We start from the raw sequence: 26,969 nt of genomic DNA, 5'->3' as shown, positions 1-26,969 counted from the left end.
AAAAAAGCTCTGATAATTATCAGAGCTTTTTTGCTATCTATACTTATCGACTTATTTATTTCCAGGTCGAATCGTATTTGCTCTTCGGAGATACCATGCAGGTAGTACCAAGCTTATAAAGCAGTGGATAATCAATACCCCCGAAGAATAGCCTGTTTTTAACAGGAAGACCGTTAAGAATGTAGACAGAATCGTCAAGGTTAAGAGGACCGTTTTCATAATTCCATTTGAATTATCTATTCCTAATAGAAACAAAAATAAGAGAGGCTACTGATTTTCAAAACAGTAGCCTCTCTTATTGTACCCAAAACCTTACTTTAAAAACGGCAACTTCACGACTACCGCCTTCAAATACTTATTCCGAATGTTAATGTAGATTTCGGTGCCTACTTTGCTGTATTCCGTTTGTACGTAGCCCATACCGATTCCTTTGTTCAGACTGGGCGATTGCGTACCAGACGTTACTTCACCGATGATCTGACCGGCGGCTGTCATGATTTCGTAGTGCTGCCGTGGAATACCCCGATCAATCATCTCGAAACCGACCAGCTTACGAGTAACACCGTTTTCTTTCAGCTTCTTGTGAAAATCGCTGTACGTAAATTCTTTGTTGAATTTTGTAATCCAGCCCAGGCCTGCTTCAATGGGTGAAGTACTGTCGTCGATGTCGTGACCGTACAGACAATAGCCCATTTCAGTACGCAGCGTATCACGGGCTCCCAATCCAACGGGTACAATGTCGAATTCGGCACCAGCTTCCATGATGGCATTCCACATGGCTACTGCCTGGTCGTTAGGTACGTATACTTCCATGCCACCCGCTCCGGTATAACCCGTAGTTGCGATGAGAATGTTTTCGATTCCCGCGACGGTACCTTCCTTGAAGGAATAGTAAGGCATTTCTTCCAGATTCAGATCCGTTAGTTTCTGCATCGTTGCTACGCCCTTGGGGCCTTGTACAGCAAACAGGCTGTATTCATCCGATACATTCTCAAGCTCGGCTCCCTCGGTGTTATGCTGCTGAAACCAGTTCCAGTCTTTTTCGATATTCGAAGCGTTCACTACTACAAAGTAGTCGTCTTCTTTCCGACGGTAGATCAACAAATCATCTACGATACCACCCATGTTGTTGGTCAGACAGGAGTACTGGACTTTACCATCATACAAAGCGGCAACATCATTGGTGGTAATCCGTTGCAGTAAATCCAGAGCTTTGGCTCCTCGTACCCGGAATTCACCCATGTGCGAAACGTCGAAAATCCCGACGGAATTTCGTACCGCCAGGTGTTCCTGAATTAAACCGGAATAGGAAACGGGCATTTCAAACCCGGCAAAGGGTACGATTTTGGCTCCTAAAGCTACGTGTACGTCGTGTAATGGAATTTGACGAATTGAATCTGACATTAGAAAGAATACATTAGTATGAGCAAAAATAGTGGAAATTGAAACGCTCCCCACCTTTTTTGTTCTCAAAAGAAAATATATCCTCTTTAGCCTACCAACAGAGCCGAAGCTTCCCAAAGATTGGTTCGTAAGGCCTCTGCTTTGGATTGGGTCTCAGGGTCCGCAATACGGATCGTCCGTACACCGGCTTTATGGCCCGCCTGAATATCACGCTCCTGATCACCAATCATCCAGGACTGGGTTGGATCAATGTGATATTTGGCGATGGCTTTTTCCAGCATCAGCGAATCGGGTTTCCGTAATAGCGAATTACTGCTGTAATCCGGGTGATGCGGACAGAAATACAGGGCATCAATCAAATGGCCGCATTTTTCCTGTAAGTGTTCATGACACTTCATGACATCCTCCCGCTTGTATAATCCTTTGGCAATACCAGCCTGATTCGTAACCACAATGAGTAGATAACCGGCACTTTTTAATCGCTCCAGTGCCTTGATGGTATCGTCCGTTATAATGAGTTCATCTACGCAGTATAGATAGCTCGGGCTATCCTGGTTTAACACACCATCCCGATCTAAAAAGACGCACTTATTCATAGGTTGATCAAAGTTTTTTACGTAGGCGAAATCAACAAATAGAATTATGCTTATATAATATTGTACAAATAAGCAAAAAAACCATCAGTTTGTTCGTCTGGTCGAGGTATTTTTAAAATTATTACAAAAAAAACCTGCCAACTTAAACGGCTGGCAGGTTGGTATTGTTGCTGGTTTATTTCACTAGAATCGGAATAAGGGTCGCGTACTGAAGGGAATACGACTGAGCATCAGCACTAAAGCGATACCGAAGAAAATAAGGGAGGATTTATGCTTGACCAGATCCGAAGTCGCTTTCTTTGCTTTGCTATACCCAATGTGCACCAAAGCCAGTGCAACAATCATAATAGCAATGTGCTCAACCGCGTAATAGCGAATACCTGATTCTTTCATCGGATTAAGTCCTTCTGTTTGAAAAGCCGCTAACCCAACCGGACTCAATCCCAAATAGAGTACTAAACCTACCAGTAACTGGACGTCGCAGGAGATCATAAAAAACAAACCTGCTTTGCGATCCGCGTCGGTATACAGACTTCGGGAGGAGACACCCCGAGCTGACCGGGCCAGGGTTAATACGGCCAGAATTAGCACCACCCAGCGAAGCCAGGAGTGAATAGATAAAAAGACAGTGTAAGCAGCTTCCATTTCGTATGCGTCGTTTATAGTTTGTCAGTGTTGGGCGACCCCACGCAGGGCGGTCCATTGGACAGGCAAACAAACAGCCCAGGCGGCAAATCACCAAACGATACGGACTTAATCAGATCGAAAAATCGCAATTTCCGGGCATCTAGCCCCTTTATGCTCCATTACCGTTCATTCCAGAAAACGCTAAGTCCATCTTTCCCGGCTGTAATGAGTTCTGGATAACCATCTTTATTCAAATCTTGTACGACCATATAGATGCCCGTTCCTTTGGTTTCCCCAAAAGGTCCGAACGTGATGATATTCTTCTCGAATTTGCTACCGTTCCACGTGAAGTAGTACATGCCGTATGGATCGGCAGCTCCTGGATCATTCTCATTATGAGCCCGGTATCGTTTACCCGTAATCAGCTCGGGCTTACTATCGCCGGTAATATCCCGCCAGTGCATTTCGTGAAACTGTGAATGTTCTGAATCAATCGAGCGTTTTTCCCAAATGTGGCGGTCACCATCCATCTTGTGTTCGTACCAGTCGAGCCCATAGTCATGAGCCTGCCCCACAATGAGGTCGTTCCGCCCATCGCCATTTACATCTACTACCAGAATGGGTACACTGGCCGACCCCAGCTTGAAATCGGGGTGAAAGGTCCAGGCTTGCTCAAAGGGTTTGGCGGGAGCTTCCAGCCAGCCGTCGGATAAAATAAAATCCCCTCTCCCATCGCCGTTCACATCACCGAAACCCAATCCATGGCCCTGCACTTCGTAAATTATATGACGAGTAAAGGTCTTTTTATCCCGGTTGAAACGGTATACCTTCAATGCCTGACTCGGATTGTTCGGAACGATTTCCAGCGTACCATCCCCATCAATGTCCCAGGCTCGGGTCGTTTCTACATTACCACAACTATCAATCACATGTTCGGGCCACTGTTTATCCGACTTACCGGGGTTTTCCCGCCAGCGAATCGACTTGCCCCACCAGCCGCCGGTAATAAAGTCCATACGACCGTCTCCGTTTACGTCGTAAGGTATGGTTGAGAAATCATCGTAGTATTCGCCTTCGGTTTTTACCTCGCCGATGAAATGACGCTTTTTGAACTCCGGACCTTCGTACCACCAGGCTCCCGAGACCAAATCAGGCTTCTTATCGCCATTGACGTCGAAAACACCGACCGACTCATAGCGTTCTGCGGCAATTTTCTGTTCACGAAATTTTCCTTTATCGGGATAAAAAATCATGACGATCAGGATAAACATTCCTCCAATAACCGTTCTCATAGGCAGCTGTATGATGAATGAATGCTAAGGTCTAAAAATCTATACTACGCCTGCTAGTTGATTTCCAAAGCGTTCTTATCCGGTAGCCGGGGGAATGCCGCATGTGGTTCGGTCTGATACCAGAAAATGGTGCTTGCTACATCGGAATTCTGCTGAAGATACCGACCCTCACTCCGCCAGCCCAGATCCTGAATCGTTACTTTCAGGTCTTTCTCAAAACGGATCGGGTCCGTCAGATGCCAGCGATATAGCCCAAACCGTTGCTGGGATTTATAGGTCCCATCGGGGCGAATTACCTGCAGAAGCCCCGCGTACGCCGTTGAGAATTCGACGTACTTGCCCGCCCGGTCGAAGTTATAACTTCCACAGAAGTAATCCTCCGTACCCGTACCGGCAATGGTGGGAAACGCTTTATCTGCGTCCATGTAGAACTTGATTTCTCCTTCACCCCACCAGCCGGTATTATGTACGCCCCAGGCCAGATAGGTGCCTACGTACTGCCCTTTTCCTTTGATACCGTCGACAAGCGTAATGACCTGCTCCGTTGGATGACCATTCGCCCGGCGGAACTGAGCGTGGAAATACGCCGCATCGTCGGGTACGTCCGTTAGTGTATAATCGACCTGATAGTAGAGTCGCATCTCACGCTCGTCGAGATTTTCCATCGTAATCCGGCATTTCTTTCGAAAAGGCATGGGCCAATAACAATTAAAAGCACTGCCTGGATTAACCGTAACGGCCAATGAATTGAGCGGAGCGTATTCACCCCAACCCATGCCGAAGAAATCACCCACGGGTACTTCCACGGAGGGCGTCGTTTCATCGTCCCAATACAAACGGAGTATACTGAATCGCCAGTTGCCCGTAGGCGTCATCCAAATGTGTTGGATTTGGCCCGAACCCGTAATTTCGGCCAGAGTGAACACCTGCTTTGGTTGAATGATAACAAAGGGATTGACTTTCCAGCCCCGGCCCAGATCGCGGGCTTCACGACGGGCATTGGCCTGATTGGGCCGTTGGTCGGAGGTATCCGCCATGGCACCTTTACCGCGTTCACCCGTAAAGTTTTCGGGACTGATGGATCGGGTTTGAGCGTTAGAAAGGCGATACAGATTAGATAAACCGACGTCCAGACCATTCCAGGGTTTTGTTTGAGCCTGCGTCAGGGTACAGGTCAGGGAGACCATTAGTAGAAGCCAGTACTTTTTCATAGTAAGAAGAGGTTATAGTCGAAAGGTCGTGAATCCTCCCCTTACTCGCAATGATGGGTCACCGTAAGCAGCAAAAAGGCCTGCCGTGAGTACGGCAGGCCTTTCCTTTTATTTTCCGAACTGGTACAAGGCTCGAATTCGTAAGCCTGCGGGTGTCTGCTCCTTTCGATACGAACAATTTTCCAGGGATGGAGCCAGATACGCTTCAGTTTGTACGACCAGATGATTCCAGCGTTTTTCAATGCCTACGCCCACATTAACATTGTTTAGCACGGGTTCCTTGGGCTTGAAATCGATCTGACTTTTCGCAAAAGGAAATTCGTTCTTGACTACATCGAATTGCAGTTGTTGCGTCACGTTCAGATCCAGCGTACTGCCAGCCATTGCCAATAAAGTCCAGTCCTGTTTCAGCGGAACCCGGTAATTCAGTTCAATGGGCATGCGTACGACCGAAGCCTGCGTTTGGATATTTTTGATTTTAAATAGCTGCGGCGGCAGGATAATCTTATGCTCTTTTCTGAAATTCCGGGGAGGCTGATTTTTCTTATGATCCCATTCGACTTCATCCCGGTATCGGGGTCCTTCTACCGTTCCCCAGCTTAAGCCTAGTGAAAGGCCCCAGTGTTTGCCTACGATTACGCCCGCGGCCAGTGATTTCCCAAGAAAGTTCTTTTCTATGTCCACACCTGCACCAGCTCGCAAAGCTACCGTACTTTCTTGGGGAAGTCGTAGTTTGGGTGCTTTCGCTACCTTTTCCGTTTTCTCCGTGGTCGGTACGTAATTCGTCCATTTATAATTTTTCCTCGTTGCTACAGGCGAGTGCAACGGAGGTAAGGTAACGTCAAAGGTTAACCGGGGCCGCAGTCGGGCAGCTTCCACCAAATTTTGACGATTTTCAGGTACGCTTTCAACGGGTTCTTTTGATCCTTTTTTCTCGGTACCCGTTAATTCATTTCCGTAATCACTTGGAAATGTTTCCCGAGTCGAGCTTCGTTTCGTTTTTCCGGACGAGTTTGGTGTACGAACAAAGGACGGATGCTCGACACCCAAGGTCATAACATCCGCACGAGCACCTTCTGTCTGGTTACGCAGAGGTTGGTTAGAACGGATGATTTTACCGGAAGCGGTACGCATCGACTCCGTAATACGAACATCAGTGGCAACCGCTTCACGCTGCTGCCGGTTTTCTTTAAACGAAGTAGGATCTACATCGGTCGTTTCCTTTTCCTGCGATCCAGAAGCAGGCCGGGTTTGGGAATGAGTTATCGTAGCCTCATTTGTTTTCTTCGTAATGTTGGTTTTCACCTCATTTTCAGCGTAGTCAGAAACGGCTGGACCAGCAGGGGTGTTAGCAGAAGGTATAAATGAATCATAGGCTGGGGTCTGAACAGCCGCCGATTCTGACCGCTGCATTTCTTTCGTTTGTTGAACTTCTTTTCTTAACTCTGCTACCGTCTGGGTAAGCTTTTTATTTTCCTGATACTGAATGATATTGGTCACAATGAGCAGCGTAGCTACTAAACCAGAAGCTCCGTAGCCAATCCACTTAGCTCCGCTCCGGACCCACCACGAAGCAGGCATCTGTTGTTTGGTAAACGTCTGAAACTTCGCCCACTCCTGTTCCTGGAATGGCGGTTCGATTCCCTCCAACTTTCGTCGGATGGCTTCATTGAAACGATCCGTTTTCATTGTAAAGATGTATTTCCCCAATTTCGCTGAGCGACGTGGGGATACGATTCAATAACCAGTTGCTGAAGGATCACGCGAGCCCGGGCAAAATGCGAGCGTACGGTTCCTTCCTTTAAATTCAGTTGATCCGCGATTTCACGAAGCTGGTACCCATCCACCACGTGCATGAGAAAAATAGAGCGATAAATAGGTCTGAGTTGTTGAACCAGTTCTAAAATTTCCTCCGCCGCAATCTGTTCGACTACGTCATCATCCAGAGCCGGTTCCGGAAAAGATTCAAAGCCAATTTCGCTATGAAATTTCTGATGTTTTCGGAAATAGCTAATGGCCGAATTGACCATGATGGTCCGTAACCAGGCTTTGAAAGGCAATTGCAAATCGTAATGATGCAGGTTTTTGAAAACCTTGAAAAACCCTTCGTTTAAAATTTCCTCTGCTTCCTCTACGCTCGATGAGTACCGTAAACAAATGCTTTTGGCATAACTGAAATACTGTTGGAAAAGCACCCGCTGGGCCCGCTTGTCTTCTAACAAACAGGCCTGAATAACCCCTTCGAGGTCATCATCAGTGAAGGATGATTTTTCCGGAAAACAAAATCAGCTAATAGTTAAGGTTCTTCAATGGATCTGTACGCGAAGGATTGTCTGGCCGTTGCAACCAACCGATAAAATTCTCCTAAAAAATAATCTCGACTCTTTCCGCTCTACAAATTTTACTGATTTTCAATAAGCTACACTTAACGTATCCTTAAAATAACGTGATCCTTTTTCCTGACTGCAACGCAGTAGAGGCATTCGGCGTACTAAGTAGATATGGGAAGCATACCCACCCTAAAACTTACGGTATAGACCTGATTAGTAAAACGCTGGCTCTTGAGTAGTCATCAGTACCCGCTAATTTTCATCCAAACGCACACCTGTATGGAAATGTTCTCACCCGAATCATCTAAGTCTAAACATAAATCTTTGATAGAATTAGACACGCCTCAAAGTCAGCATTCGCTGGGAGCGTGGATACTTGAAGCCTTAATTATTAGTATAAGCATTTTTATCGCCTATCTAGTATTCTAACAATCAATATCTTATACAAAGAAAAGCCCCTCGTTCCCAGAAGGATCGAGGGGTCCGTATAGTTAATGTGACTCCACCGCCTTGGTGTCACGTTACTGAATTTGTATCAACAATAAAGCTTCAGGTCGCCACCTCCGCCTTATTGTTGATACAAAGTTGAACGTTAACCACGACTAATTTTTATATCTTCGATGGATAGTAACATTTACAGTTTTTTTGGATATAATTAAACCTTTATCGGTATTAACTACTAATACCCTACGGTAAAGCGTTTTTGGGAAAACTGTTGGTTTTCAAGTTCATCCACAATTGCTACGGCTAAATCAGCCACTGTGATTCGGCTTTCTCCTTTTTCATCCGCAACGGGTGTATCCAGTTCCGTGCGGTACTGACCCGTCCGTTCACCCGGAACCAGTTGAATAGCCGGACTTAGGAAAGTCCAGTCCAACGTTTCTTCTTTCTTAATGACATTCAGAAAATCGCGGGCAGCCGTCGCTCCTGCTTTCCAGTCCGCTGGAAACTGAGGCGTATCTACCAATTGCAGGCCCGGAGCGGCGTATAAACTTCCGGCTCCACCTACTACGAGTAAACGGGGTACACCCGCAGCTTTCGTACCGTCGAGAATGGCCTGTGATCCTTTCAGAAAGTCATCGTACAGATTAGGGTTTGTCCAACCCGCATTAAAGGCACTTACTACGGCGTCGGTTCCAGCCACAAGTTGCTGTACTTCCGCTGAATCCATTACATCCCCCGTCTTGAGGATGAGATCATCTGAAGTATTCGTAATTTTTTCGAGGTTACGAGCAATCGCCGTTACTTGGTGTCCCCGGTTCAAAGCTTCCGACAATACGGCTGTTCCGACAAAACCGCTTGCTCCAATCAGTGCAATTTTCATAGCAATTAGTTATTTTTGTTTCCTTAGTTACTTTTAATAACTCAAAAGTAAATCAAGGGTTTTTACGTAACAAGAAGGCATTTTTCAATAACTAAGGCACATGACAGTAACTATTGTTGATAGTCAGGCAACTCCTGTTCAGGAAAAGATAGAAAAAATTTTCAGCAAGACCGATGACCTAGGTGTATGCCCTGTTCGCGGTATTCTGGATCGGATTGGAGACAAGTGGTCTTACCTGACGATCATACACTTAGGTAATTCGGGTAAGCTTCGTTTTAATGAATTGAAAGCTCAGATTGGTGATATTTCGCAGCGAATGTTAACGGTTACGCTACGAAGTCTGGAGGAAGATGGACTGGTTCAGCGGCACATCTACGCTGAAGTTCCGCCCCGGGTGGAATACCAGCTTACGGCTTTGGGCGAAAGCTTACTCCAACGCATGATTGATCTGGCCGAATGGGCCAATATGTACAAGGCAGAAATTGTAAAGGCCCGCAGTCGGTACTCAACGAATTAGGGACTTATTTAAAACAAGATCCCGGAAGTTTGAGATTTCCGGGATCTTGTTCACGTTTACTGAAACCGACTTTTAACTTCCTGGATTTCCTTGAAGTACTCTTCTCTTTTGAAATATTTAGGAGCTGCTGGATGAGCCCAGTAGCAGAAATGAATGTCTGGAAAAGATCTTTCTTTTAATGCATCCTGTACGTACCAACTAAGTTCTTTGCCTAATACAATGACGATTTGAGGAGCTAACTGATCTAATGTAGAAAAGAAGGATTCTTTGGCCTGATGCCACATTGTTTCACTCGGCCGGATTCTTGAACCTGCTCCAACTAATTCCTGGACATAATTGTAAAAAACTACACTGTGCCAGAACTCCTGACGCTTTTCATCGTCCATCCAGCCTGAGTGACCAGTAATGGTATTAGCAATGGTCGTAAAAAATCGTAATCTCTTTTCAGGATCAATAGCGTATTCTTTAACTACCCATTGCGTAAAATCTTCCGAGTACTCCTCTGGCTTCCCATAATGCGATTCACCTAAGATTAGAATACGTGGTGTACTTTCCTTATACTTTTCCCCTACCCAGGGAAGAAAACCCGTTTGTGACATAAGATGTAGGTTATAAAAAATCCGCTGGTGAGATCGTCGCCAGCGGATTCAAAACTAACCGATTATTGGGATTTATAACATCTTCTTCAAACTCATCATTTCATCCCGAAGTTTGGCAGCGTTGAGGAAGTCCAGCTCCTTGGCGGCCTGCTCCATTTCTTTCTGTACCTGCTTGATACGTTCGTTGATGGCATCTTTATCCATGTACGCCATGACCGGGTCAGCGGCCAGCGAAAGTTCCTGGGGTTCCACGTAGTATTTCTTCGTTGGTTTACCCATCACGTCCGCTACGCTGGTTTGCTCCATAATTGACTCTTTCGACTTACGAACCGTACGCGGCGTAATCCCGTGGTCGGCATTGTACTCCATTTGCAGGGCCCGGCGTCGCGAGGTTTCATTGATGGCTTTTTCCATGGAGCCCGTAATACGATCGGCGTACATGAGCACCTTACCGCGGTCATTCCGGGCGGCCCGGCCAATGGTCTGGATCAGCGAACGAATGTCCCGTAAGAATCCTTCCTTATCCGCATCCATAATGGCTACTAGGGATACTTCCGGTAAATCCAGACCTTCGCGAAGTAAGTTTACGCCGACCAGTACGTCGAAGATTCCCAGCCGTAGTTCGCGAAGAATTTCTACCCGCTCGAGGGTTTTAACTTCCGAGTGAATATACCGGCACCTTACGCCAACCCGATCCAGATACTTGGAAAGTTCTTCGGCCATCCGCTTCGTAAGCGTCGTAACCAGTACGCGTTCTTCCCGGCGAATACGGTCGTGAATCTCGTCCAGCAAATCATCAATCTGATTAATACTGGGCCGTACTTCAATTTCAGGATCCAATAATCCCGTCGGACGAATGATCTGCTCGACGACGACCCCTTCACTTCGCCGCAACTCATAATCAGCCGGCGTTGCGGATACGTAAATCGTTTGAGGAGCCATGCCTTCAAACTCCTGAAAAGTCAGCGGTCGGTTATCCAGAGCACTTGGCAGACGGAATCCGTAATCCACCAGAGCTTCTTTGCGGGAGCGGTCACCGCCCCACATCGCCCGAATCTGCGGTACGGTTACGTGACTTTCATCAATTACCATCAAATAATCTTCCGGGAAGAAGTCCAGCAAACAGAATGGTCGCTGGCCGGGCAGGCGGCGGTCGAAATACCGGGAGTAGTTCTCAATTCCTGAACAGTAACCCAGTTCCCGCATCATTTCCATGTCAAACTCCGTACGTTGCTTGATTCGATCGGCTTCCTGCAGGCGGAATTCTTTCTCAAAGAATTTGATTTGCTCGACCATATCGTCCTGGATTTCGTGCATGGCCCGGGCCAGCGTGTCTTTTCCGGTTACGAACAGGTTGGCAGGGAAAATAGAAACCCGGTTCTCTTCCCCGATTTTCTTTCCGGTTTGCGGATTAATCCGGTGAATGGCTTCAATTTCATCCCCGAAGAACACGAAGCGGTACCCAAATTCTGCGTATGGAAGGTGTACATCTACCGTGTCTCCTTTTACGCGGAAGGTGCCCCGGGTAAATTCGGCCTCCGTTCGTGAGTACAGAATTTCTACCAGTCGGTACAGAAACTGATTCCGGGAATAGATTTCACCGACGCCCACCCGCATAATGCTTCTACGAAACTCTTCGGGGTTTCCCATCCCATAAATACAGGAAACGGAAGCCACTACAATTACATCCCGTCGTCCGGACATCAGGGCCGAGGTTGCCGAAAGTCGTAGCTTATCAATTTCCTGGTTGATTGCCAGATCTTTCTCGATGTACGTATTGGTCGTAGCGATGTAAGCTTCGGGCTGGTAGTAGTCGTAATAACTAATGAAGTACTCGACGGAGTTATTTGGGAAGAATTGCTTGAACTCCCCGTACAGCTGAGCCGCCAGCGTTTTATTGTGACTGAGAATTAAGGTAGGACGGTTGATCTCCTTGATCACATTGGCTACCGTAAAGGTCTTTCCCGATCCCGTAACCCCGAGGAGTACCTGAGCCGGTTCATCCCGATGGATGCCTTCAAGGAGTTGCTGAATGGCTTTGGGTTGGTCGCCCGTGGGCTGGTATTCAGAGGTTAATTCAAAATTCATGGCGTTCGGAGCGGCTTTGTTAAGCGAATGAACCGAAGGGACGTGGGTCCGTTTCGAATCAGTGAAACTACTAAAAAATGACCAGAAACCGAAGGTTGGGGCCATCCAGACAGTAACGTCTAAAAAATGCTTTCCATTCCAACGGTTTTGAAATTTTTAGGGTCTTTCGTGTAGTTTCGTCCTCTAATCCTATCCTGCATCTATCATGACTTATTTCTGCCGAATTACTCTATTCTGTGGCATCATTGCTGGCTTAGCCAGTTGTGCAACCGTGTACAATTACCGTCTGGGAGCAGGACTTCACGCCCATGATTTAATCTATCAGCCTAAACCGATGGCTTCACGAGATAGTGGCCTCAATACGGCAACCTATGTAGGCGGCGTAGTACTTTGGGGGAACGGCTACAAGGAAGGATTAAAAGGCGGTCAAACAGAAGATCAGCACCGACTTGGACTTTTACAATTCAATAGGGCTCATAGCTGGAATGCAGCTACATTGTCCTATGGAACCTTTGGCTATCTGGGGCAGTATACCATTAGTCCTAATTCATTTAGCAAATACGACACGAGTACGGTTGGAGGGATTCGCCAAGTCAACCGATTACCCAGTGCCTATGCAGGTACCTACAACTTTTACGGATTTGGTTTCCGCGGCAGTGCCCAGTTAAACGCCATCTTAGGAAAAAATACAAATTGGCGGTTTATTGGAGTAGACATGGTATATAGCCGGGAATACGGTGAGTTATCCCGACTACGTCAAATCATTCCGCAGCAAAGTGTTCCTAATGGATTAGGTAGTTATTCTAATGGTAAGGATAACTGGTACATTGCCCGACAACCCAGTCTGTTTACCATTGCGGCCACTACTGAAATGGTATTCAGCTCTGATCCAGCGAGAGACCGCTCTTTTAGTTTGAAATATAGTATCGGAACCTCTTCACACCCTTATGACAACTCCCAATGGTTCACTATTCGGAGTTTTGTGGCTGCCTATCAGTATCGACAACACATCGCTTCGCTAACTTTCGGCAATGAATTGCGTAAACCTGCTACCCATCTTTCCTATCATTACCGTTTAGACTACAAGCAAAAAAAGAAAGCGAACCGGTACTAATCGGCTCGCCTTCTTTGGTAGGATTGCCCAGGGTTTTACCCTGGGCTATTGCTATTAAACGCTTTTAACGTTTGAAATCTGATTATACTAATTCATTCGTATTCAGGTACTCAGCGATCTGAACGGCGTTCGTTGCCGCACCTTTCCGCAGGTTGTCAGCAACAATCCACAGGTTGAGCGTATTGGCTTGTGACTCGTCCCGACGGATACGACCCACGAAGGTATCGTCTTTTCCGTGAGCGGTGAGCGGCATGGGGTACACCTGGTTTTTCGGATCGTCCTGCACGACTACACCCGGAGCTTTTTCCAGGATAGCCCTTACTTCTTCCAGATCAAAATCGTTTTCGAACTCGATGTTTACGGCTTCCGAGTGACCACCAATCGTGGGAATACGTACCGTCGTAGCCGTTACTGCGATGGAGTCGTCTCCCATAATTTTCTTGGTTTCATTTACCATCTTCATCTCCTCTTTCGTATAGCCGTTATCCAGGAATACGTCGATGTGTGGTAGTACGTTCAGGTCGATGGGGTGCGGATATACTTTTTTCACGCTGTCATCGCCTTTACGCTCGGCAAACAACTGATCTACCGCAGCTTTACCCGTACCCGTAACAGACTGGTACGTCGAAACGACTACCCGTTTGATTTTGTACTGCTGGTGCAGGGGGTTCAATACCACCACCATCTGAATCGTTGAGCAGTTGGGATTGGCAATGATTTTATCTTCTTTCGTCAGCGTGTGAGCGTTGATTTCCGGTACTACCAGTTTCTTGGTAGGGTCCATCCGCCAGGCTGAGGAGTTGTCAATGACGAAAATACCGGCTTCAGCAAACTTGGGAGCCAGTTCCAGTGACGTACTACCACCCGCCGAGAAAATAGCAATCGCAGGTTTGGCAGCGATGGCGTCCTCGAAACTTACTACGGTATATTCCTGTCCCTTGAAGGTCACCTTTTTACCAACAGACCGCTCGGAAGCGACCGGAATGAGTTCGGTGATGGGGAAGTTACGTTCTTCCAGTACTTTCAGCATCTCACCACCTACAAGACCGGTGGCTCCAACAACAGCGACTTTCATTGTTTTGTAAAAAAGAAATTAGGGTGAAAAATGAATTCTATTTCTGTAATACGCTCATCCTCAACAACCATTTTCGTGCCAGCGTTGAGGTAGGGGCATAAAAAAATTCGTCACCGTGAAGGAGAGAAAACCGACAAAACAATTCTGGCAAACGAGGGTCGAGGCCCCGCTCACTCCGAATGTTCTATTTAATTTTCTTAGTGTTCACTGTGACGAATTGTCGAATTGGCCGCAAAGTAAGGGGTTTCTTACAGACTGAAAAAACAGAAGCCTTATTTTTTTATTTTTCTTTTAGTAAATCCCAACTTATAAATGTGGTCTACTTCCTTCAAACCTCCAAATACTCTTTGGCGTAACGCAAGCGTGAGGGGAATATCAAAGTTATCCACATCGCTAATGCTTTCCACCGGTTCAAAGAAAGAAAGGCCAATTTTCAGTACATCCGGTCGGCACTGGGCCAGAAAACGGTCGTAAAAACCCATCCCATACCCTACCCGATACCCCCGACGATCAAAAGCCAGGAGCGGTACTAACACGGCATCCAGTTGTTTAGGAGCAATCTGTAAACCTAATTGCGGTACGGGCTCCGGAATACCCCACTCATTTTCAAGGATTTCGGTCTGGTCCGTGTACCGATAGTGTACCATCTCGCGAGCCTGAGCATCCGACCGGGAAATAGCAATGTGGATATGTGGATAACTTTCACGCAAATTGTGGATAACTATATAGTTGTCCACTTCCTTTTGTCGGCGAATGGGTAAAAAGACGTGTACGGTCTTACTATCCTTCAGTAAATCAGCTTGAATTAATTGATTGGACAATGCTCGGGTGTGGATAAGTACATCTGTATCGTTCAGGCTTCGCCGACGCTGCCGGAATTCCCGTCGTATTTCTGCTTTGGTCATACGTACATTTTCAAAATTCATCCGCTCTTTCTACCCTTCTTCCGTAAAAAATACCTTTCATACGGGTTCTCGTCACCTTCTTCTTGCGGCGTTCATCTGTTTTTTGAATTCGAAAATACGGATTCCATTCCAACAACTGACGAACCTCTTAATTCTCGTATAGCCATGAAACGTTCATTGATTGCCTTCGCTACTGTCGTTTTATCCACTGCTGCTTTATCCGCCTTTGCTCAAATCAGTACGGATACCTTACCCGTCTCGACAACGACCAAACCCTGGATGCCTGCCCACAAGAGCGACTTAGAAATTTCACTGGGCCTCAACACCTTTGCCGGAAAAAATGCTCAAATGACCAATGGTTACGAACTTCGTCCCTTAGGTAGCCGCTTCGTTTCACTGGGTGCCATGCACCGCTTCCGGATTGTTAATGGACAAAAGGCCGCCCTGGCGTTGAAGACGGGTCTGGAAGTAAGCTGGAATAACTTTATGCTCGAAGGAAACCGGGTCATTAGCACTACGGGTGGACAAGTTTCTTTCACGGATTCCGATGTACCCCTGGCTAAAAGTAAACTTACCGTCGCGTATCTGAATATTCCCGTTATGCCTACGGTCGTTTTCCGCAAAGGAGCCGTGAGCCACATCAGTTTAGGTGGCTACGCAGGTATGCGACTGGATAGCTATACGAAAACCAAAACGCAGTCGGGTAGCAAAGACCGCGATCATGGTCGCTACTATGTGAATAACTTCCGTTACGGCGTAGGCATGAGTGTAGGCTTTCGTTGCGTAGGTACGGTATTCGCCGAATATGATTTGAATAACGTGTTTGAAGCGGGTAAAGGTCCTCAGGTAAGTGCCGTAAATTTTGGTATTCGCCTGTAAAGCTTTTACGTTTTTCCATCAAAAAAGGCTCGCGATGATTCTCGCGAGCCTTTTTTTGGACCCTGAACCTATCTTATGCCTCTTTCCACTGAATGGCACAACCCACGGGTTTGGTCACGTTCAGCATAACAGGCTTTCCCTGTAGCAGGTTATTAACGGCATCTTCGACGTAACGTCTGGTTACACTACCGGGATCCTGAGAACTATCATCAATGGTACCAATGTATTGAACCGTAAATTTGTCTCCCTGCCGCTGGAGTACAAACACCTGTGGCGTACGGGTGGCTCCGAAGGCTTTAGCCGTTTTCTGCGTATCGTCGAGCAGGTACGGAAAGGTATATCCTTTCGTTGAAGCACGGGCTTTCATATTATCAAAGGAATCTTCTTCGTACGCCGCCGGATCGTTGGGATTGATGGCCACTACCGGAAACCCCTGCGAGCGGTATTTCATATCCAGGGCAATGATACGTTCTTCGTACGCTTTAGCAAACGGACAATGGTTCGTTGTAAAAACTACAATTACGCCTTTATTTCCTTTCAAATCTGAAAGGCGTATCGTGTTTCCATCTACATTTCGTAGCTGAAAATCTCCCACCGCCTCGCCAATATTATACCCCCGTTGCTCCAGAGGTTTATCGGCTGCTCCGGCAGGGCTCCAGGCCCAAACCAGGGCCCAAAGCAGCCAAATTGATTGCATACGTAACATAGTATTCATAGTGGTCAGATACATAAAATAGAATGCCGAAGCATACAGTGGCGGATGTTTTGCTGTACAAGATTGTGTTTGTACGGATGAATAACGAATGGTCGGCAAAATTTATTTGTGTAACGGGCCTGAACAATTGATTTTCAGTCGTATAACAAAAGAGCGACGCAGAATGATCTGCGTCGCCCAAATTTATTTTTTGTTCGGATGAAACGGTTCGATTTCCGGTTTCAGTCCTGCTTATTTGCGTTGCAGTTTACTGCGACGAACACTGTACCCGAAGTAGATGACCAAACCGATACCCATCCAAACAATCAGACGCATCCAGTTTTCGTGACCTAAACCGTAGATCATCAGCAGACAGGTCAGAGCACCCAAAATGGGAACTACGGGTGAGAAAGGTGTTTTGAAAGGACGTTCGATATTCGGATCCGTTTTACGCATGATAACCACCCCAATCGATACCAGAACGAAGGCAAACAACGTACCGATACTGGTCATATCGCCTACGACATCACCCGGTACGAAAGCCGCGAAGATGCCTACGAATACGAAGAAAAGGAGGTTTGAGCGGTACGGCGTGCGGAATTTCGGGTGCAGTTGGCTAAATACTTTCGGCACCAGACCGTCATTAGCCATTGAGTAAAATACCCGTGACTGACCCAGCAACATCACCAGAATTACGGAAGAGAAACCGGCCAGAATGGCTACCGTAATCATCGTACCCAACCACTGATAATCGTGCATGTATTTCTGGATGGCGTATACAACCGAGGCTTCTTTACCAGCCGTCCGGAATTCGCTGTAATGAGCAACACCGGTCAGTACGTGACCAAACAGAATATACAGAATCGTACAAACCACCAGGGAAACCAGAATACCGATGGGCATATCCCGACTCGGATTTTTTGCTTCCTGAGCGGCCGTTGACACGGCATCAAAACCAATGAAAGCGAAGAATACGGTACCGGCCCCTCCGACAATCCCCCAGAAACCACCAAAGTCATGGGACACACCGGCTCCGTCCACTACCTTGGTTTCTTCAGGAATGTAAGGCATGTGGTTGGCCGGGTTGATGTACTGCCAGCCTAAAGCGATGAACAGGATCACAATCGCCACTTTCAATACGACGATAACGGCATTAACCGTAGCCGATTCCTGTACGCCACGAATGAGCAGCAAGGTTAAACAGAACAGGATGAATACGGCAGGAATATTCATGATTCCCTGCGTACCCAGTTCCGATACCTGAAAGGGAGAATGGCACCACTGGTAGGGTATTTCGGTGCCAAATAAAGTCGCTAAGAGCTTATTCAGATATTCCGACCAGGCAATGGAAACCGTGGCGGCTCCCAACGCATACTCGAGTACTAAATCCCAGCCAATCGTCCAGGCCACAAATTCACCCATGGTTGCGTACGAATACGTATAGGCAGATCCCGCAATGGGGATCATGGAAGCAAATTCAGCGTAACATAAACCGGCCAGAGCACAGCCCACGGCGGCTAAAATAAATGAAATCGTAACCGATGGACCTGCACTTTCGGCCGCCGCTGCTGCCGTACGTACGAAGAGTCCAGCTCCAATAATTGCACCAATCCCTAAAGCCACGAGGTTTCCAGCCGAGAGGGTCCGCTTGAGCGAGCCTTCGCCTGAGGCTTCGGCCTCGTTCAACAGTTGTTTCAGGGGTTTTTTTACCCAAATATTAGCCATACAAATGTTCCGTTAGGAGTAAATTTTAGAATGATGTTTGGTTTGTGAATGAAGCGGCAAATATTATTTGTCAAATATGCAAAAAAACAGAGCTTGGCCGCAAACGATCGCTCAATTTTTAAAGGATGCTTTTTTGCGTATAATCTGGGTTGAAGTCACGAAAATAGGTTGCAGGACATTACTCATCTGCTACCGTATGTCGTTTGGGAAAATTGAATAACCAGGAGGTCAGAATGGGTACCAAAAATAAAACGACCGTAGCAATGGATACGTACAAATCCGCTTCTTCGCTTTCCATAAAGTGACAAATGGCCGTTTCCTTGAAAAAGTGACAGGCCGCCGAAGACATCAGTTTCATACCCAGCAAACCGATGACCAGAAAGGCAATGCCTTCCAGAAACGGAAAACGCTCCATGAGTCGCACGAAAGACTGAGCCACAAACCGCATGGCCAGAATGCCGATGAAAACACCCGTACAAATCAGGTAGATGTTGTCGGTAAAGGCTACCGCCGCGAAGACGTTGTCGATTGAAAAAGCCAGATCCATCACTTCTACCAACGCTACTGTTGCCCAGAATTTACCCAGTAAGCCAATGGTATTGCGATACAACCAGGAATCCTTCTTCTCGATGTGTTCTTCTTCGTGGGGCTTGTCACGACTCAGGAAATAATTGAAGCACAGATACAGCAAATAGAGCCCGCCAATGGGTTTTAGCCACCATACTTTCACCAGCCAGGTAGCGGCAACTAAACAAATTCCCCGGAAGATATAGGCACCAATGATTCCGTACTTGAGGGCTTTCTTCCGCTGGTCCGGCGAAAGATCCATGACCATCGTGGCGAGTACAGCAGCGTTGTCTACGGAAAGTAAACTTTCAATCAGGATCAAATTTAAAATTACAAACCCGGCCGCTTCCAGATCATTGCCGAATAACTGGTGTAGAAAATCCATTATGGTTTTTGTAAGAGAAAATTGCGAGAGTTGCCCCTTACGCAAGGCAAATTTACGGCATCGAGCCCGAAAAGCTTCTTTCTTAAGCGATCCACCGGCAATTATTTGCTACCAATTGCGTCATATGCCTGATTAGAGCATACCTAAAACTAAACTATACTGACTTATTTTGCGTTGCCGAATCATTCAGGTACCATCAGACCCGATACGAATACTGAAGAGCCCCCACTCTATTCCTTCGTATTCGTACCATTATACGCTTTTAAGCTTCTTCATGAAAAAATTAGTAGTTCTCAGTCTTTGGATATGGACGGCCGTGGCCGCTCAGGCTCAGGTTGTCAAACCCTATAGCCTGAAATTTTCCCTGTCGAAAAATGAAGTAAAAGTGGGTGAAACCGTCGATATTCTCGTCGAAGCCGACGTGAATGAGGGCTGGCACATCTTTTCGCCCGATCAGGATCCGGACGTAGGCCCTTTACCCACGATACTCAAGCTCAAGAAAAATGACGCCTACGAAGCCGTGGGTAAACTTCGGACGACGAGCAAGCCCAAGGAAAAAATGGACGAGATTTTCGATGGAAAAGTCCGTTTTTTTGAAGGGAAGGCCACCTTTCGCCAGAGTGTCAAAATTTTAAAGGAAGGAGCCAAACTCGAAGGGAACATTGGTGGACAGGTTTGCCAGGACGATGGTTTGTGTATCCCCATCAATGATGGTGACTTTAATTTGAGCAAACTCAAGGTAATTGCCGCCGCTAACATAGCCGTACCGACCGAGACGGTCACTGCTACTCCAGCAACGACACCCCCAACGACTGCTTCGGCTCAGGATACGACGACGGCGGTCCCCGCTACCACGGCTGTAGCAACGGATACGAATACCACTACGGTTGAAAGTGCCGCTCCTGCGGTTGCTCCTACTAGCGAACCCGCCGCTGACAAACCCGCCAAAGGTGTTTCGTTTGGCGATTTAGTACTGGCTTTTCTAGCCGGACTAGCGGCAGTAGCCATGCCCTGCGTATACCCCATGATCCCGATGACGGTAGCCATGTTTACCAAACGCGTGGATTCGCGGGCGGAAGGAATTACGAAAGCCCTTTTCTACGGCTTATCGATCATTCTCATTTTTGCCTTCTTTGGTACGCTGATTTCCGCTTTGTTTGGAAGTGGTTTTACCAACTTCATCAGTACGCACTGGTTACCCAACGTATTCATCTTCACGATTTTCGTTCTGTTCTCACTTTCGTTTTTGGGAGCGTTTGAACTGACCTTACCCAGTGCCTTTGTGAATAAAGTAGACGCTCAGGCCGATAAAGGTGGCTGGGGTGGTATTTTCTTTATGGCCTTTGCTCAGGCTCTGGTTTCATTCTCCTGTACGGCTCCGATCGTAGGTACTGCGGCTATTCTCGCGGCGAGTGGTAGTATCTGGGATTCGGCCCTGCTGAACATCAGTTTCGGTACGGCCTTCGCTCTCCCCTTCGTGGTGGCTGCGTTTATTCCCAGCTTCCTGAAAACCATGCCTAAATCCGGCGGCTGGCTGAATACGCTGAAAGTGCAATTAGGTTTCCTGGAATTAGCCATTGCCCTGAAATTCCTGAGTGTACCCGATCAGACGTACCACTGGGGCCTGTTGAACCGGGAAGTATACCTTTCGCTTTGGATTGTCATTTTCACGTTGATGGGATTGAACCTGATTGGCAAAGTATTGATGTCGCACGATAGTCCAGTGGATCGGGTGTCGATTCCCCGGGTGTTGTTTGCGATTGTTATTTTCTCGTTTGCGGTTTATCTGGTCCCCGGCCTGTTTGGGGCTCCGCTCAAACCACTTTCGGGTCTGTTACCTCCCGAAACTTCTCAGGAGTTTAACCTCCACCATAATACGCCGACCAGCAGTACATCAGCTTCGTCGGGTACACTTCCGGCTGATCGGAAATACGTGAGCTTCTTTAAATTGCCCCACGGCCTGGAAGGCTTTTTCGATTACAAAGAAGGCCTCGCCTACGCCAAGCAGGTGGGCAAACCCATCTTTATTGACTTTACGGGTCACGGTTGCGTGAACTGCCGGAAGATGGAGGAAACCGTCTGGAGTCAGCCGGAAGTACTGAAACGACTTCGGGAAGATTACATCATTGTTTCGCTGTACGTGGATGACAAAACGGAACTGCCCGAAAGCGAGCATTACACGTCGAAAGTAGATGGCAAGCAGAAAACGACCATCGGCGATCAGAACCTGGACTTTGAGATTGCCAAGTACAATTTCAACGCTCAGCCCCTCTACGTACTCATTGATCCAAACAATGATGCAAAGCCCCTGGTAAAAGCCGTCGCTTACGAACCCAATGTGGAAACGTTTGTGAAGTACCTGGATGAAGGGAAAGCGAAATTTCAGAAATAATATACGGGCCATTCGTCACCAGCGAATGGCCTTTTTTGGTCTATCGCATGCGAAAACTCGCCTTTCTCCTACTGATCTGGAGCACTGCTGTACAGGCCCAAACGCTAGATACGCAGCAATTGCTCGTTGTGACGACGCCTACGTTGACCAGCGTAACCGGAACATTGCGTACTTACGAATGGAATCAGATTCAGCAGCAGTGGAAGCAGGCACGACCACCTCAGGCTGTCGTCGTAGGAAAAAATGGACTAGCCTGGGATCGTAAGCACCCGCTGGCTTCGCCCCCGTATAAACAGGAAGGCGATGGAAAAGCCCCCGCCGGTGTCTTCCGACTGGGTACAGCTTTTGGTACAGAATCCAAACCCGCTGCTCTCCACTGGCCGTATGTGCAAACCAATCGTTCCTGTTTCTGCGTGGACGATGCCCGTTCCCGGCATTACAATCAACTTGTCCATACCGATTCCGTACGTAAAGACTGGACATCGGCGGAACGCATGTTTATCCCTGATTACAAGTACGGTCTGGTACTTGCTTACAATACCGATTCACCGCAAGCGGGTGCAGGTTCCTGTATTTTTATGCACCTTTGGGAAAATCCTACACACGGTACGGCGGGCTGTACAGCCATGACCGAGACTGATATGCTGTCAATTCTACGCTGGCTTGATCCGGTAAAAAAACCGTTATTGATTCAGATGCCGGAGCCGGATTACGACCGCTTAAAACGTTTATACGCTTTACCCGAATGACTGAAATGAAATTAGTAGTTGCTACCAACAACCGTCATAAGCTCGAAGAAATACAGGCTTTTCTCTCTCCCTCCATTCAGCTCTTAACCCTGGCCGACATTGGCTGTACCGAGGAATTACCCGAAACCGGTCGTACGCTGGAGGCTAATTCGCTGCAAAAAACCAAGTATCTGGCCGATTATTATCAGGTTGATTGCTTTGGCGATGATACCGGACTGGAGATCACAGCCCTTCAAGGCGAACCCGGCGTTGACTCGGCTTTTTACTCCGGTTCGCGGGATGCCCGGGCCAATATGCAGAAAGTGTTGACCCAACTACAGGGCATTACTGATCGCTCGGCTCGTTTCCGTACGGTGATTACACTCATCATTCAGGAAGAAATCTATCAGTTTGAAGGAATTGTGGAAGGAACCATTCTGGAAGCTCCGCAGGGGGAACAGGGATTTGGCTACGATCCTATTTTCGTACCCGAAGGCTACGACCGCAGTTTCGCCCAAATGAGTGTTGCCGAGAAAAACGCCATCAATCACCGAACTCGGGCGGTTGCGAAGATGGTGGAGTTTTTGAATCAGTAGAGATTTCCAGTAGTCCTAATCTTAGGTTAGCTCATAACAAAGGCGGCAAGAATCTATTCTTGCGCCTTTGTTCGTACGGATGAAAGGGATAAGCCGTATTGCTCTGCTTACTTTTCTCCATTGCCCAGCGTATCACCTGCGGCTTTATTCTTCTTTTTACCACCTCCAAATACGGAGAAGTGTACGTACCGTTTGGGTTGTTGGCGTAAGTCTACCAGCAGTTTATCCAGATCTTTGATAGACTGGTTCATGTTGGTATACAACTGATCGTCTTTCAACAGTTTTCCTGCCGTACCCTGACCATTTTGCAAACTCTGTAACATGGCCTGCAATTCGGCTACGGTCTGGTTGGCCTTGGCTACCGTCTGACCCAAGCGTAACGCATTGAGTGAATCGGCAAACGTATTGGCTTTAGCCATAATGGGCTGAATACTTTTCTCCGTTTCAACCAGCTGAGCCGAAAGGCGATTCAAATTTCCGGTAATGGAAGAAAGATTTTTCCGGTTCTCGTTGAGTGTCGCCCGTAATGCTAAACCCGTCTGATCCACATTGGAAAGCAGTTGATTCAGTACATCGCCCGTTTGTTTAAAGCGGGAAACGACTACGTTCAGGTTACGAATCAGCGAATCCGCATCCGTCATGATGGGCAAGGCTTTATCCTGTAAAGCCGCCGTCAGACCTGCCTGTTTGGATGACTTCAGGGTATCGCCGGGCACAATCGCCGTACCCTTGCCGATTTGGAGCTGAATGACTTTTCCACCGATCAATCCATTATCCCCCAACGCGGCTACGGTATTGTTCGTCAGCGGAATTTCCTGATCCAGGGTCAGTACCACCAGAATCTTATTATTGCGATCGGTAAGAATGCGGGTTTCCTTTACTCGCCCTACGGCTACCCCATTCAGCATCACCTGATTAGAGGCCGTCAGACCGTCTACACTATCATAGAGAGCGTAAAAATCGCGGGAAGAAGAAAACAAATCGGAACCCTTTAGAAAGTTAAATCCGAAATATAAAATGACGCCCGAGACGAGGGTCATTAATCCAACCTTAATTTCTTTAGACATGGCTTTTTTCAATGTTCAGTAAACAATAGTCAGGCGTTGTTGAAGGTTCGAACGCTGTAAGGCTGACTATTCCGACAGAAAACTCCCAAAAGTAGCCGATAAGCGGGAAATTGCAGAACGTGTTTATAAAAACACTGAGCCAGCCGCAAGAAACCCACGGGTATTTGGCAAGCTTAGCTTTCCGGTGTACCTTTGTGTTTCGCTATCCTTCTTGGTCCTTAAGAAGGACAATTGGCTGACTCTCAGCTAATTTTTTAGCTAATCGACTCATCTTTTTACAACCAGCTTTTTTGCCCATGTCAACGGTCACCGCTTCCCGCATTGAACGCGACACCCAACTTTTCGATCTCATTGAGAAAGAAGCTCATCGCCAGGAATACGGCATCGAACTGATTGCTTCCGAAAACTTTACCTCCAAGCAGGTGATGGAAGCTCAGGGGAGTGTTCTGACGAATAAATACGCTGAAGGTCTGCCCGGTAAACGTTACTACGGCGGATGCGAAGTCGTTGATCAGGTTGAACAACTCGCTATTGATCGGGCGAAAGAATTGTTTGGAGCTAGCTGGGCGAACGTACAACCCCACTCCGGAGCACAGGCGAACGCTGCCGTTTTCCTTTCGTTCCTGAATCCCGGTGATAAAATTTTAGGCTTTAGCCTGGCCCACGGTGGTCACCTTTCGCACGGTTCGCCGGTTAACTTTTCCGGAAAATATTTCCAGCCTTTCTTCTACGGTGTTGAGCAGGAAACGGGTCTGATTGACTGGGATAAAGTAGAAGAGATTGCATTGCGGGAACGTCCCCGTCTGCTGATTTGCGGAGCTTCGGCGTACTCGCGTGATTGGGATTACGTTCGTTTGCGGGCCATTGCCGATCAAATCGGAGCTTTGTTACTAGCTGACATTTCGCACCCCTCGGCCCTGATTGCCAAAGGCCTGCTGAATAATCCGATGGACCATTGCCACATCGTAACGACAACGACGCACAAAACGCTGCGTGGTCCCCGGGGTGGTCTGATTCTGGTTGGCAAAGATTTCGAAAATCCCTTTGGTATCAAGTCGCCCAAAGGTGAACTCCGTACGATGACGAGTCTGCTGGATTCAGCCGTATTCCCCGGTACGCAAGGTGGTCCGCTGGAACACGTAATTGCAGCGAAAGCCGTAGCCTTTGGTGAAGCTCTGACGGAAGAATTCGGCGAATACGCTCTTCAAGTAAAGAAAAACGCTCAGGTGATGGCTCAGGCCTTCATCGATAAAGGATACCAGATTAGCTCCGGTGGTACGGACAATCACCTTATGCTGATTGACCTGCGTCCGAAAGGCTGGACAGGTAAACTGGCCGAAAATACGCTGATTAAAGCTGACATTACGGTTAACAAAAACATGGTACCCTTCGACGACAAGTCACCCTTCGTAACCTCCGGTATGCGGGTAGGTACGGCGGCTATGACGACGCGTGGACTGAAAGAAAACGATATGCTGCAAATTGTGGAGTGGATCGATGACGTACTCACCCACAACGATAACGACAGCTACCTGGCTGAAGTGAAGAAAAAGGTAAATGCCTGGACGGAAAACTTCCCGCTGTACCGTTAAAATCAGCTTACGTGTGAAGATCGTTTGAAACAGTTGAGAAGGCTTTGAAGTTTCTTCAAACAAACTGCTTCAAACGATCTTTACGTTTATAGGTACAGTCTGTGTTTTGCGTAACCCCACGAACCTGTTTACATTTGATCATTACACCTACTAACTAAGATACAATGCCTCTGGATCAACACTGGGACGAACAAGAGGAAGAAGGCGGCGGCGAAATGACCTTCATTGAACATTTGGAGGAACTTCGCTGGCACATCATCCGGGCACTCGCAGCAATTATCATTTTTACCGTTTTAGCTTTCGTTTTTAAAACCGAACTGTGGAATGGCGTTATTCTAGCTCCCAGTCGCCCCGATTTCTGGACTTACCGTAAACTTTGTGAATTCGCCGAAGTGGTAAGTGCTCCCGATTTGTGCGTTAAAAAAATTGACTTCATCCTGATTAACCGGGAGATGACAGGTCAGTTTATGATGGCCATTACGTATTCCTTTTTCATTGGTCTATCGCTGGCTTTTCCGTACGCTTTTTGGGAACTCTGGCGATTCATCAGACCCGGTTTACGCGACGTCGAAGTCAGTGCCTCCCGTGGAGCGGTATTCTGGGTAACCTTCCTGTTTTTCTGCGGTGTACTTTTCGGCTATTACGTGGTAAGTCCGCTGGCGATCAACTTCCTGGCTGACTTTAAAATCGATGAATCCATTGAAAACCAGGTGGATATTTCCTCGTACGTAAGTTTGCTGGTGATGATGGTACTGGCCTGCGGACTCACGTTCCAGTTACCCATGATCATCTTCGTACTCTCGCAAGTAGGCGTAATGACGCCCAAATTCATGCGGGAATACCGGAAGCACGCGTTCATCGTGATTCTGATTATTGCGGCAATCATTACGCCTTCGCCGGATATCTTTAGCCAGTTGCTGGTAACGGCTCCGCTGCTCCTGCTCTACGAAATCAGTATTTTCGTTTCGGCTCGGGTCAATAACAAGCGGGAAAAAGCTCGGTTAGCCAGCGAAATTGCCGAAGAAAACGAGATGCGTTTCCGTAATAATCAATAAGGTATTTTTATATGCTAAAAAGCCTTCGATGTAGGTCGAAGGCTTTTTTTATGTCTTTTATTGGATGTGTTTTTTATGATGGTTTAATTTATAGAATAAGAAGTCCGATTTTAATAGACTGTTTTTCGTGCCGCGGAGACGGCTGGTTTTTTAGTTCTATCGCGAACGCCCCTGACTTCCTCTTGCTCTAGGCCACCGCATTGCCGA

Annotated in this window: 24 protein-coding genes and 1 pseudogene; 9 read left to right on the top strand and 16 right to left on the bottom strand. The window is 47.3% G+C overall.

Annotated features, from left to right (window positions below; all coding sequences use genetic code 11):
- Window positions 1-312: 312 nt before the first annotated feature.
- The 8 genes from gcvT to BWI93_RS00085 form a co-directional block, all read right to left on the bottom strand.
- Window positions 313-1,404: a glycine cleavage system aminomethyltransferase GcvT gene (gene gcvT / locus BWI93_RS00120; RefSeq protein WP_176454085.1), complete on the bottom strand. Its 1,092-nt coding sequence runs from the start codon at window positions 1,402-1,404 to the stop codon at window positions 313-315.
- Between the two features lie 86 nt (window positions 1,405-1,490).
- The gene (locus BWI93_RS00115; RefSeq protein ID WP_094808148.1) at window positions 1,491-2,000 is read right to left on the bottom strand and encodes an HAD-IIIA family hydrolase; all 510 of its coding nucleotides are present in this window, start codon (window positions 1,998-2,000) and stop codon (window positions 1,491-1,493) included.
- Between the two features lie 183 nt (window positions 2,001-2,183).
- Window positions 2,184-2,645 carry a hypothetical protein gene (locus BWI93_RS00110; RefSeq protein ID WP_094808147.1) on the bottom strand — a complete coding sequence of 154 codons (462 nt, stop codon included), beginning with the start codon at window positions 2,643-2,645 and terminating at the stop codon, window positions 2,184-2,186.
- Window positions 2,646-2,806: 161 nt separating this feature from the next.
- Entirely contained in the window at window positions 2,807-3,919 is a 1,113-nt protein-coding gene (locus tag BWI93_RS00105) for a VCBS repeat-containing protein (protein WP_094808146.1), read from the bottom strand.
- 53 nt (window positions 3,920-3,972) lie between these two features.
- Window positions 3,973-5,130, bottom strand: a complete 1,158-nt coding sequence (locus tag BWI93_RS00100) for a glycoside hydrolase family 172 protein (protein ID WP_094808145.1) — start codon at window positions 5,128-5,130, stop codon at window positions 3,973-3,975.
- A gap of 108 nt (window positions 5,131-5,238) precedes the next feature.
- Entirely contained in the window at window positions 5,239-6,819 is a 1,581-nt protein-coding gene (locus tag BWI93_RS00095) for a hypothetical protein (RefSeq protein ID WP_094808144.1), read from the bottom strand.
- Window positions 6,816-7,352, bottom strand: coding sequence for an RNA polymerase sigma factor (locus BWI93_RS00090; RefSeq protein ID WP_255157658.1), 537 nt, complete (start codon window positions 7,350-7,352; stop codon window positions 6,816-6,818). The genes BWI93_RS00095 and BWI93_RS00090 overlap by 4 nt, the downstream gene beginning before the upstream one ends.
- 787 nt (window positions 7,353-8,139) lie before the next feature.
- A complete protein-coding gene (locus BWI93_RS00085; protein WP_094808142.1) occupies window positions 8,140-8,784 on the bottom strand; it encodes an NAD(P)-dependent oxidoreductase in 645 nt (214 codons plus the stop codon).
- Window positions 8,785-8,884: 100 nt separating this feature from the next.
- Between BWI93_RS00085 and BWI93_RS00080 the strand changes: the two genes are divergently transcribed.
- A complete protein-coding gene (locus tag BWI93_RS00080) occupies window positions 8,885-9,301 on the top strand; it encodes a helix-turn-helix domain-containing protein (RefSeq protein WP_094808141.1) in 417 nt (138 codons plus the stop codon).
- Window positions 9,302-9,357: 56 nt separating this feature from the next.
- On the opposite strand, the gene BWI93_RS00075 is transcribed toward BWI93_RS00080, so the two are convergent.
- Both BWI93_RS00075 and uvrB read right to left on the bottom strand, forming a co-directional pair.
- Window positions 9,358-9,900, bottom strand: coding sequence for a hypothetical protein (locus BWI93_RS00075; RefSeq protein ID WP_094808140.1), 543 nt, complete (start codon window positions 9,898-9,900; stop codon window positions 9,358-9,360).
- A 72-nt stretch (window positions 9,901-9,972) separates the two neighbouring features.
- Window positions 9,973-11,988 carry an excinuclease ABC subunit UvrB gene (uvrB, locus tag BWI93_RS00070; protein WP_094808152.1) on the bottom strand — a complete coding sequence of 672 codons (2,016 nt, stop codon included), beginning with the start codon at window positions 11,986-11,988 and terminating at the stop codon, window positions 9,973-9,975.
- 205 nt (window positions 11,989-12,193) lie between these two features.
- Between uvrB and BWI93_RS00065 the strand changes: the two genes are divergently transcribed.
- On the top strand, window positions 12,194-13,102 hold the full coding sequence (locus BWI93_RS00065) for a hypothetical protein (RefSeq protein ID WP_141217297.1): 909 nt from the start codon (window positions 12,194-12,196) through the stop codon (window positions 13,100-13,102).
- An 82-nt stretch (window positions 13,103-13,184) separates the two neighbouring features.
- Here BWI93_RS00065 and BWI93_RS00060 read toward each other — a convergent pair whose 3' ends face one another.
- Window positions 13,185-14,177: an aspartate-semialdehyde dehydrogenase gene (locus BWI93_RS00060; protein WP_094808138.1), complete on the bottom strand. Its 993-nt coding sequence runs from the start codon at window positions 14,175-14,177 to the stop codon at window positions 13,185-13,187.
- Window positions 14,178-14,449: 272 nt separating this feature from the next.
- Window positions 14,450-15,082, bottom strand: coding sequence for a 5-formyltetrahydrofolate cyclo-ligase (locus BWI93_RS00055; RefSeq protein ID WP_176454084.1), 633 nt, complete (start codon window positions 15,080-15,082; stop codon window positions 14,450-14,452).
- A gap of 165 nt (window positions 15,083-15,247) precedes the next feature.
- On the opposite strand from BWI93_RS00055, the gene BWI93_RS00050 reads away from it, so the two are divergent.
- Window positions 15,248-15,961 carry an outer membrane beta-barrel protein gene (locus BWI93_RS00050; protein WP_094808136.1) on the top strand — a complete coding sequence of 238 codons (714 nt, stop codon included), beginning with the start codon at window positions 15,248-15,250 and terminating at the stop codon, window positions 15,959-15,961.
- A gap of 73 nt (window positions 15,962-16,034) precedes the next feature.
- On the opposite strand, the gene BWI93_RS00045 is transcribed toward BWI93_RS00050, so the two are convergent.
- From BWI93_RS00045 to BWI93_RS00035, 3 genes are all read right to left on the bottom strand, one after another.
- Window positions 16,035-16,658 (bottom strand): thioredoxin family protein, encoded by a 624-nt coding sequence (locus BWI93_RS00045; RefSeq protein WP_094808151.1) that lies wholly within the window; start codon window positions 16,656-16,658, stop codon window positions 16,035-16,037.
- 249 nt (window positions 16,659-16,907) lie between these two features.
- A complete protein-coding gene (locus BWI93_RS00040; RefSeq protein ID WP_094808135.1) occupies window positions 16,908-18,380 on the bottom strand; it encodes an amino acid permease in 1,473 nt (490 codons plus the stop codon).
- Between the two features lie 178 nt (window positions 18,381-18,558).
- Entirely contained in the window at window positions 18,559-19,332 is a 774-nt protein-coding gene (locus BWI93_RS00035; protein ID WP_094808134.1) for a TerC family protein, read from the bottom strand.
- 274 nt (window positions 19,333-19,606) lie between these two features.
- Between BWI93_RS00035 and BWI93_RS00030 the strand changes: the two genes are divergently transcribed.
- The 4 genes from BWI93_RS00030 to BWI93_RS29290 all read left to right on the top strand — a co-directional run bounded on the left by BWI93_RS00030 (window position 19,607) and on the right by BWI93_RS29290 (window position 23,417).
- Complete coding sequence (locus tag BWI93_RS00030) at window positions 19,607-21,724, top strand: thioredoxin family protein (RefSeq protein WP_094808133.1); 2,118 nt, start codon at window positions 19,607-19,609, stop codon at window positions 21,722-21,724.
- A 47-nt stretch (window positions 21,725-21,771) separates the two neighbouring features.
- Entirely contained in the window at window positions 21,772-22,473 is a 702-nt protein-coding gene (locus tag BWI93_RS00025; protein WP_094808132.1) for a L,D-transpeptidase, read from the top strand.
- A 5-nt stretch (window positions 22,474-22,478) separates the two neighbouring features.
- Window positions 22,479-23,048 carry an RdgB/HAM1 family non-canonical purine NTP pyrophosphatase gene (gene rdgB, locus BWI93_RS00020; RefSeq protein WP_094808150.1) on the top strand — a complete coding sequence of 190 codons (570 nt, stop codon included), beginning with the start codon at window positions 22,479-22,481 and terminating at the stop codon, window positions 23,046-23,048.
- 321 nt (window positions 23,049-23,369) lie between these two features.
- Window positions 23,370-23,417: a hypothetical protein gene (locus tag BWI93_RS29290; RefSeq protein ID WP_369679064.1), complete on the top strand. Its 48-nt coding sequence runs from the start codon at window positions 23,370-23,372 to the stop codon at window positions 23,415-23,417.
- Between the two features lie 380 nt (window positions 23,418-23,797).
- On the opposite strand, the pseudogene BWI93_RS29285 reads toward BWI93_RS29290, so the two are convergent.
- Window positions 23,798-24,088 (bottom strand): annotated as a pseudogene (locus tag BWI93_RS29285) (MlaD family protein); the annotation flags it as partial.
- Between the two features lie 323 nt (window positions 24,089-24,411).
- Between BWI93_RS29285 and glyA the strand changes: the two are divergent.
- Window positions 24,412-25,707 (top strand): serine hydroxymethyltransferase, encoded by a 1,296-nt coding sequence (gene glyA, locus BWI93_RS00010; protein ID WP_094808131.1) that lies wholly within the window; start codon window positions 24,412-24,414, stop codon window positions 25,705-25,707.
- Between the two features lie 164 nt (window positions 25,708-25,871).
- Window positions 25,872-26,762 carry a twin-arginine translocase subunit TatC gene (gene tatC / locus BWI93_RS00005; protein ID WP_094808130.1) on the top strand — a complete coding sequence of 297 codons (891 nt, stop codon included), beginning with the start codon at window positions 25,872-25,874 and terminating at the stop codon, window positions 26,760-26,762.
- The last annotated feature ends 207 nt before the right edge of the window (window positions 26,763-26,969 follow it).

It is taken from the genome of Siphonobacter sp. BAB-5385, assembly GCF_002261125.1.
GTDB lineage: Bacteria > Bacteroidota > Bacteroidia > Cytophagales > Spirosomataceae > Siphonobacter.
The sequence above is the reverse complement of the archived record's forward strand: the minus strand, read 5'-3'. Positions and strand labels throughout refer to the sequence as shown.

Coding starts and splice junctions, on each gene's coding strand:
- gcvT (WP_176454085.1), bottom strand. CDS start 1,404: ATGTCAGATTCAATTCGTCAAATTCCATTACACGACGTACACGTAGCT.
- BWI93_RS00115 (WP_094808148.1), bottom strand. CDS start 2,000: ATGAATAAGTGCGTCTTTTTAGATCGGGATGGTGTGTTAAACCAGGAT.
- BWI93_RS00110 (WP_094808147.1), bottom strand. CDS start 2,645: ATGGAAGCTGCTTACACTGTCTTTTTATCTATTCACTCCTGGCTTCGC.
- BWI93_RS00105 (WP_094808146.1), bottom strand. CDS start 3,919: ATGAGAACGGTTATTGGAGGAATGTTTATCCTGATCGTCATGATTTTT.
- BWI93_RS00100 (WP_094808145.1), bottom strand. CDS start 5,130: ATGAAAAAGTACTGGCTTCTACTAATGGTCTCCCTGACCTGTACCCTG.
- BWI93_RS00095 (WP_094808144.1), bottom strand. CDS start 6,819: ATGAAAACGGATCGTTTCAATGAAGCCATCCGACGAAAGTTGGAGGGA.
- BWI93_RS00085 (WP_094808142.1), bottom strand. CDS start 8,784: ATGAAAATTGCACTGATTGGAGCAAGCGGTTTTGTCGGAACAGCCGTA.
- BWI93_RS00080 (WP_094808141.1), top strand. CDS start 8,885: ATGACAGTAACTATTGTTGATAGTCAGGCAACTCCTGTTCAGGAAAAG.
- BWI93_RS00075 (WP_094808140.1), bottom strand. CDS start 9,900: ATGTCACAAACGGGTTTTCTTCCCTGGGTAGGGGAAAAGTATAAGGAA.
- uvrB (WP_094808152.1), bottom strand. CDS start 11,988: ATGAATTTTGAATTAACCTCTGAATACCAGCCCACGGGCGACCAACCC.
- BWI93_RS00065 (WP_141217297.1), top strand. CDS start 12,194: ATGACTTATTTCTGCCGAATTACTCTATTCTGTGGCATCATTGCTGGC.
- BWI93_RS00060 (WP_094808138.1), bottom strand. CDS start 14,177: ATGAAAGTCGCTGTTGTTGGAGCCACCGGTCTTGTAGGTGGTGAGATG.
- BWI93_RS00055 (WP_176454084.1), bottom strand. CDS start 15,082: ATGACCAAAGCAGAAATACGACGGGAATTCCGGCAGCGTCGGCGAAGC.
- BWI93_RS00050 (WP_094808136.1), top strand. CDS start 15,248: ATGAAACGTTCATTGATTGCCTTCGCTACTGTCGTTTTATCCACTGCT.
- BWI93_RS00045 (WP_094808151.1), bottom strand. CDS start 16,658: ATGCAATCAATTTGGCTGCTTTGGGCCCTGGTTTGGGCCTGGAGCCCT.
- BWI93_RS00040 (WP_094808135.1), bottom strand. CDS start 18,380: ATGGCTAATATTTGGGTAAAAAAACCCCTGAAACAACTGTTGAACGAG.
- BWI93_RS00035 (WP_094808134.1), bottom strand. CDS start 19,332: ATGGATTTTCTACACCAGTTATTCGGCAATGATCTGGAAGCGGCCGGG.
- BWI93_RS00030 (WP_094808133.1), top strand. CDS start 19,607: ATGAAAAAATTAGTAGTTCTCAGTCTTTGGATATGGACGGCCGTGGCC.
- BWI93_RS00025 (WP_094808132.1), top strand. CDS start 21,772: ATGCGAAAACTCGCCTTTCTCCTACTGATCTGGAGCACTGCTGTACAG.
- rdgB (WP_094808150.1), top strand. CDS start 22,479: ATGAAATTAGTAGTTGCTACCAACAACCGTCATAAGCTCGAAGAAATA.
- glyA (WP_094808131.1), top strand. CDS start 24,412: ATGTCAACGGTCACCGCTTCCCGCATTGAACGCGACACCCAACTTTTC.
- tatC (WP_094808130.1), top strand. CDS start 25,872: ATGCCTCTGGATCAACACTGGGACGAACAAGAGGAAGAAGGCGGCGGC.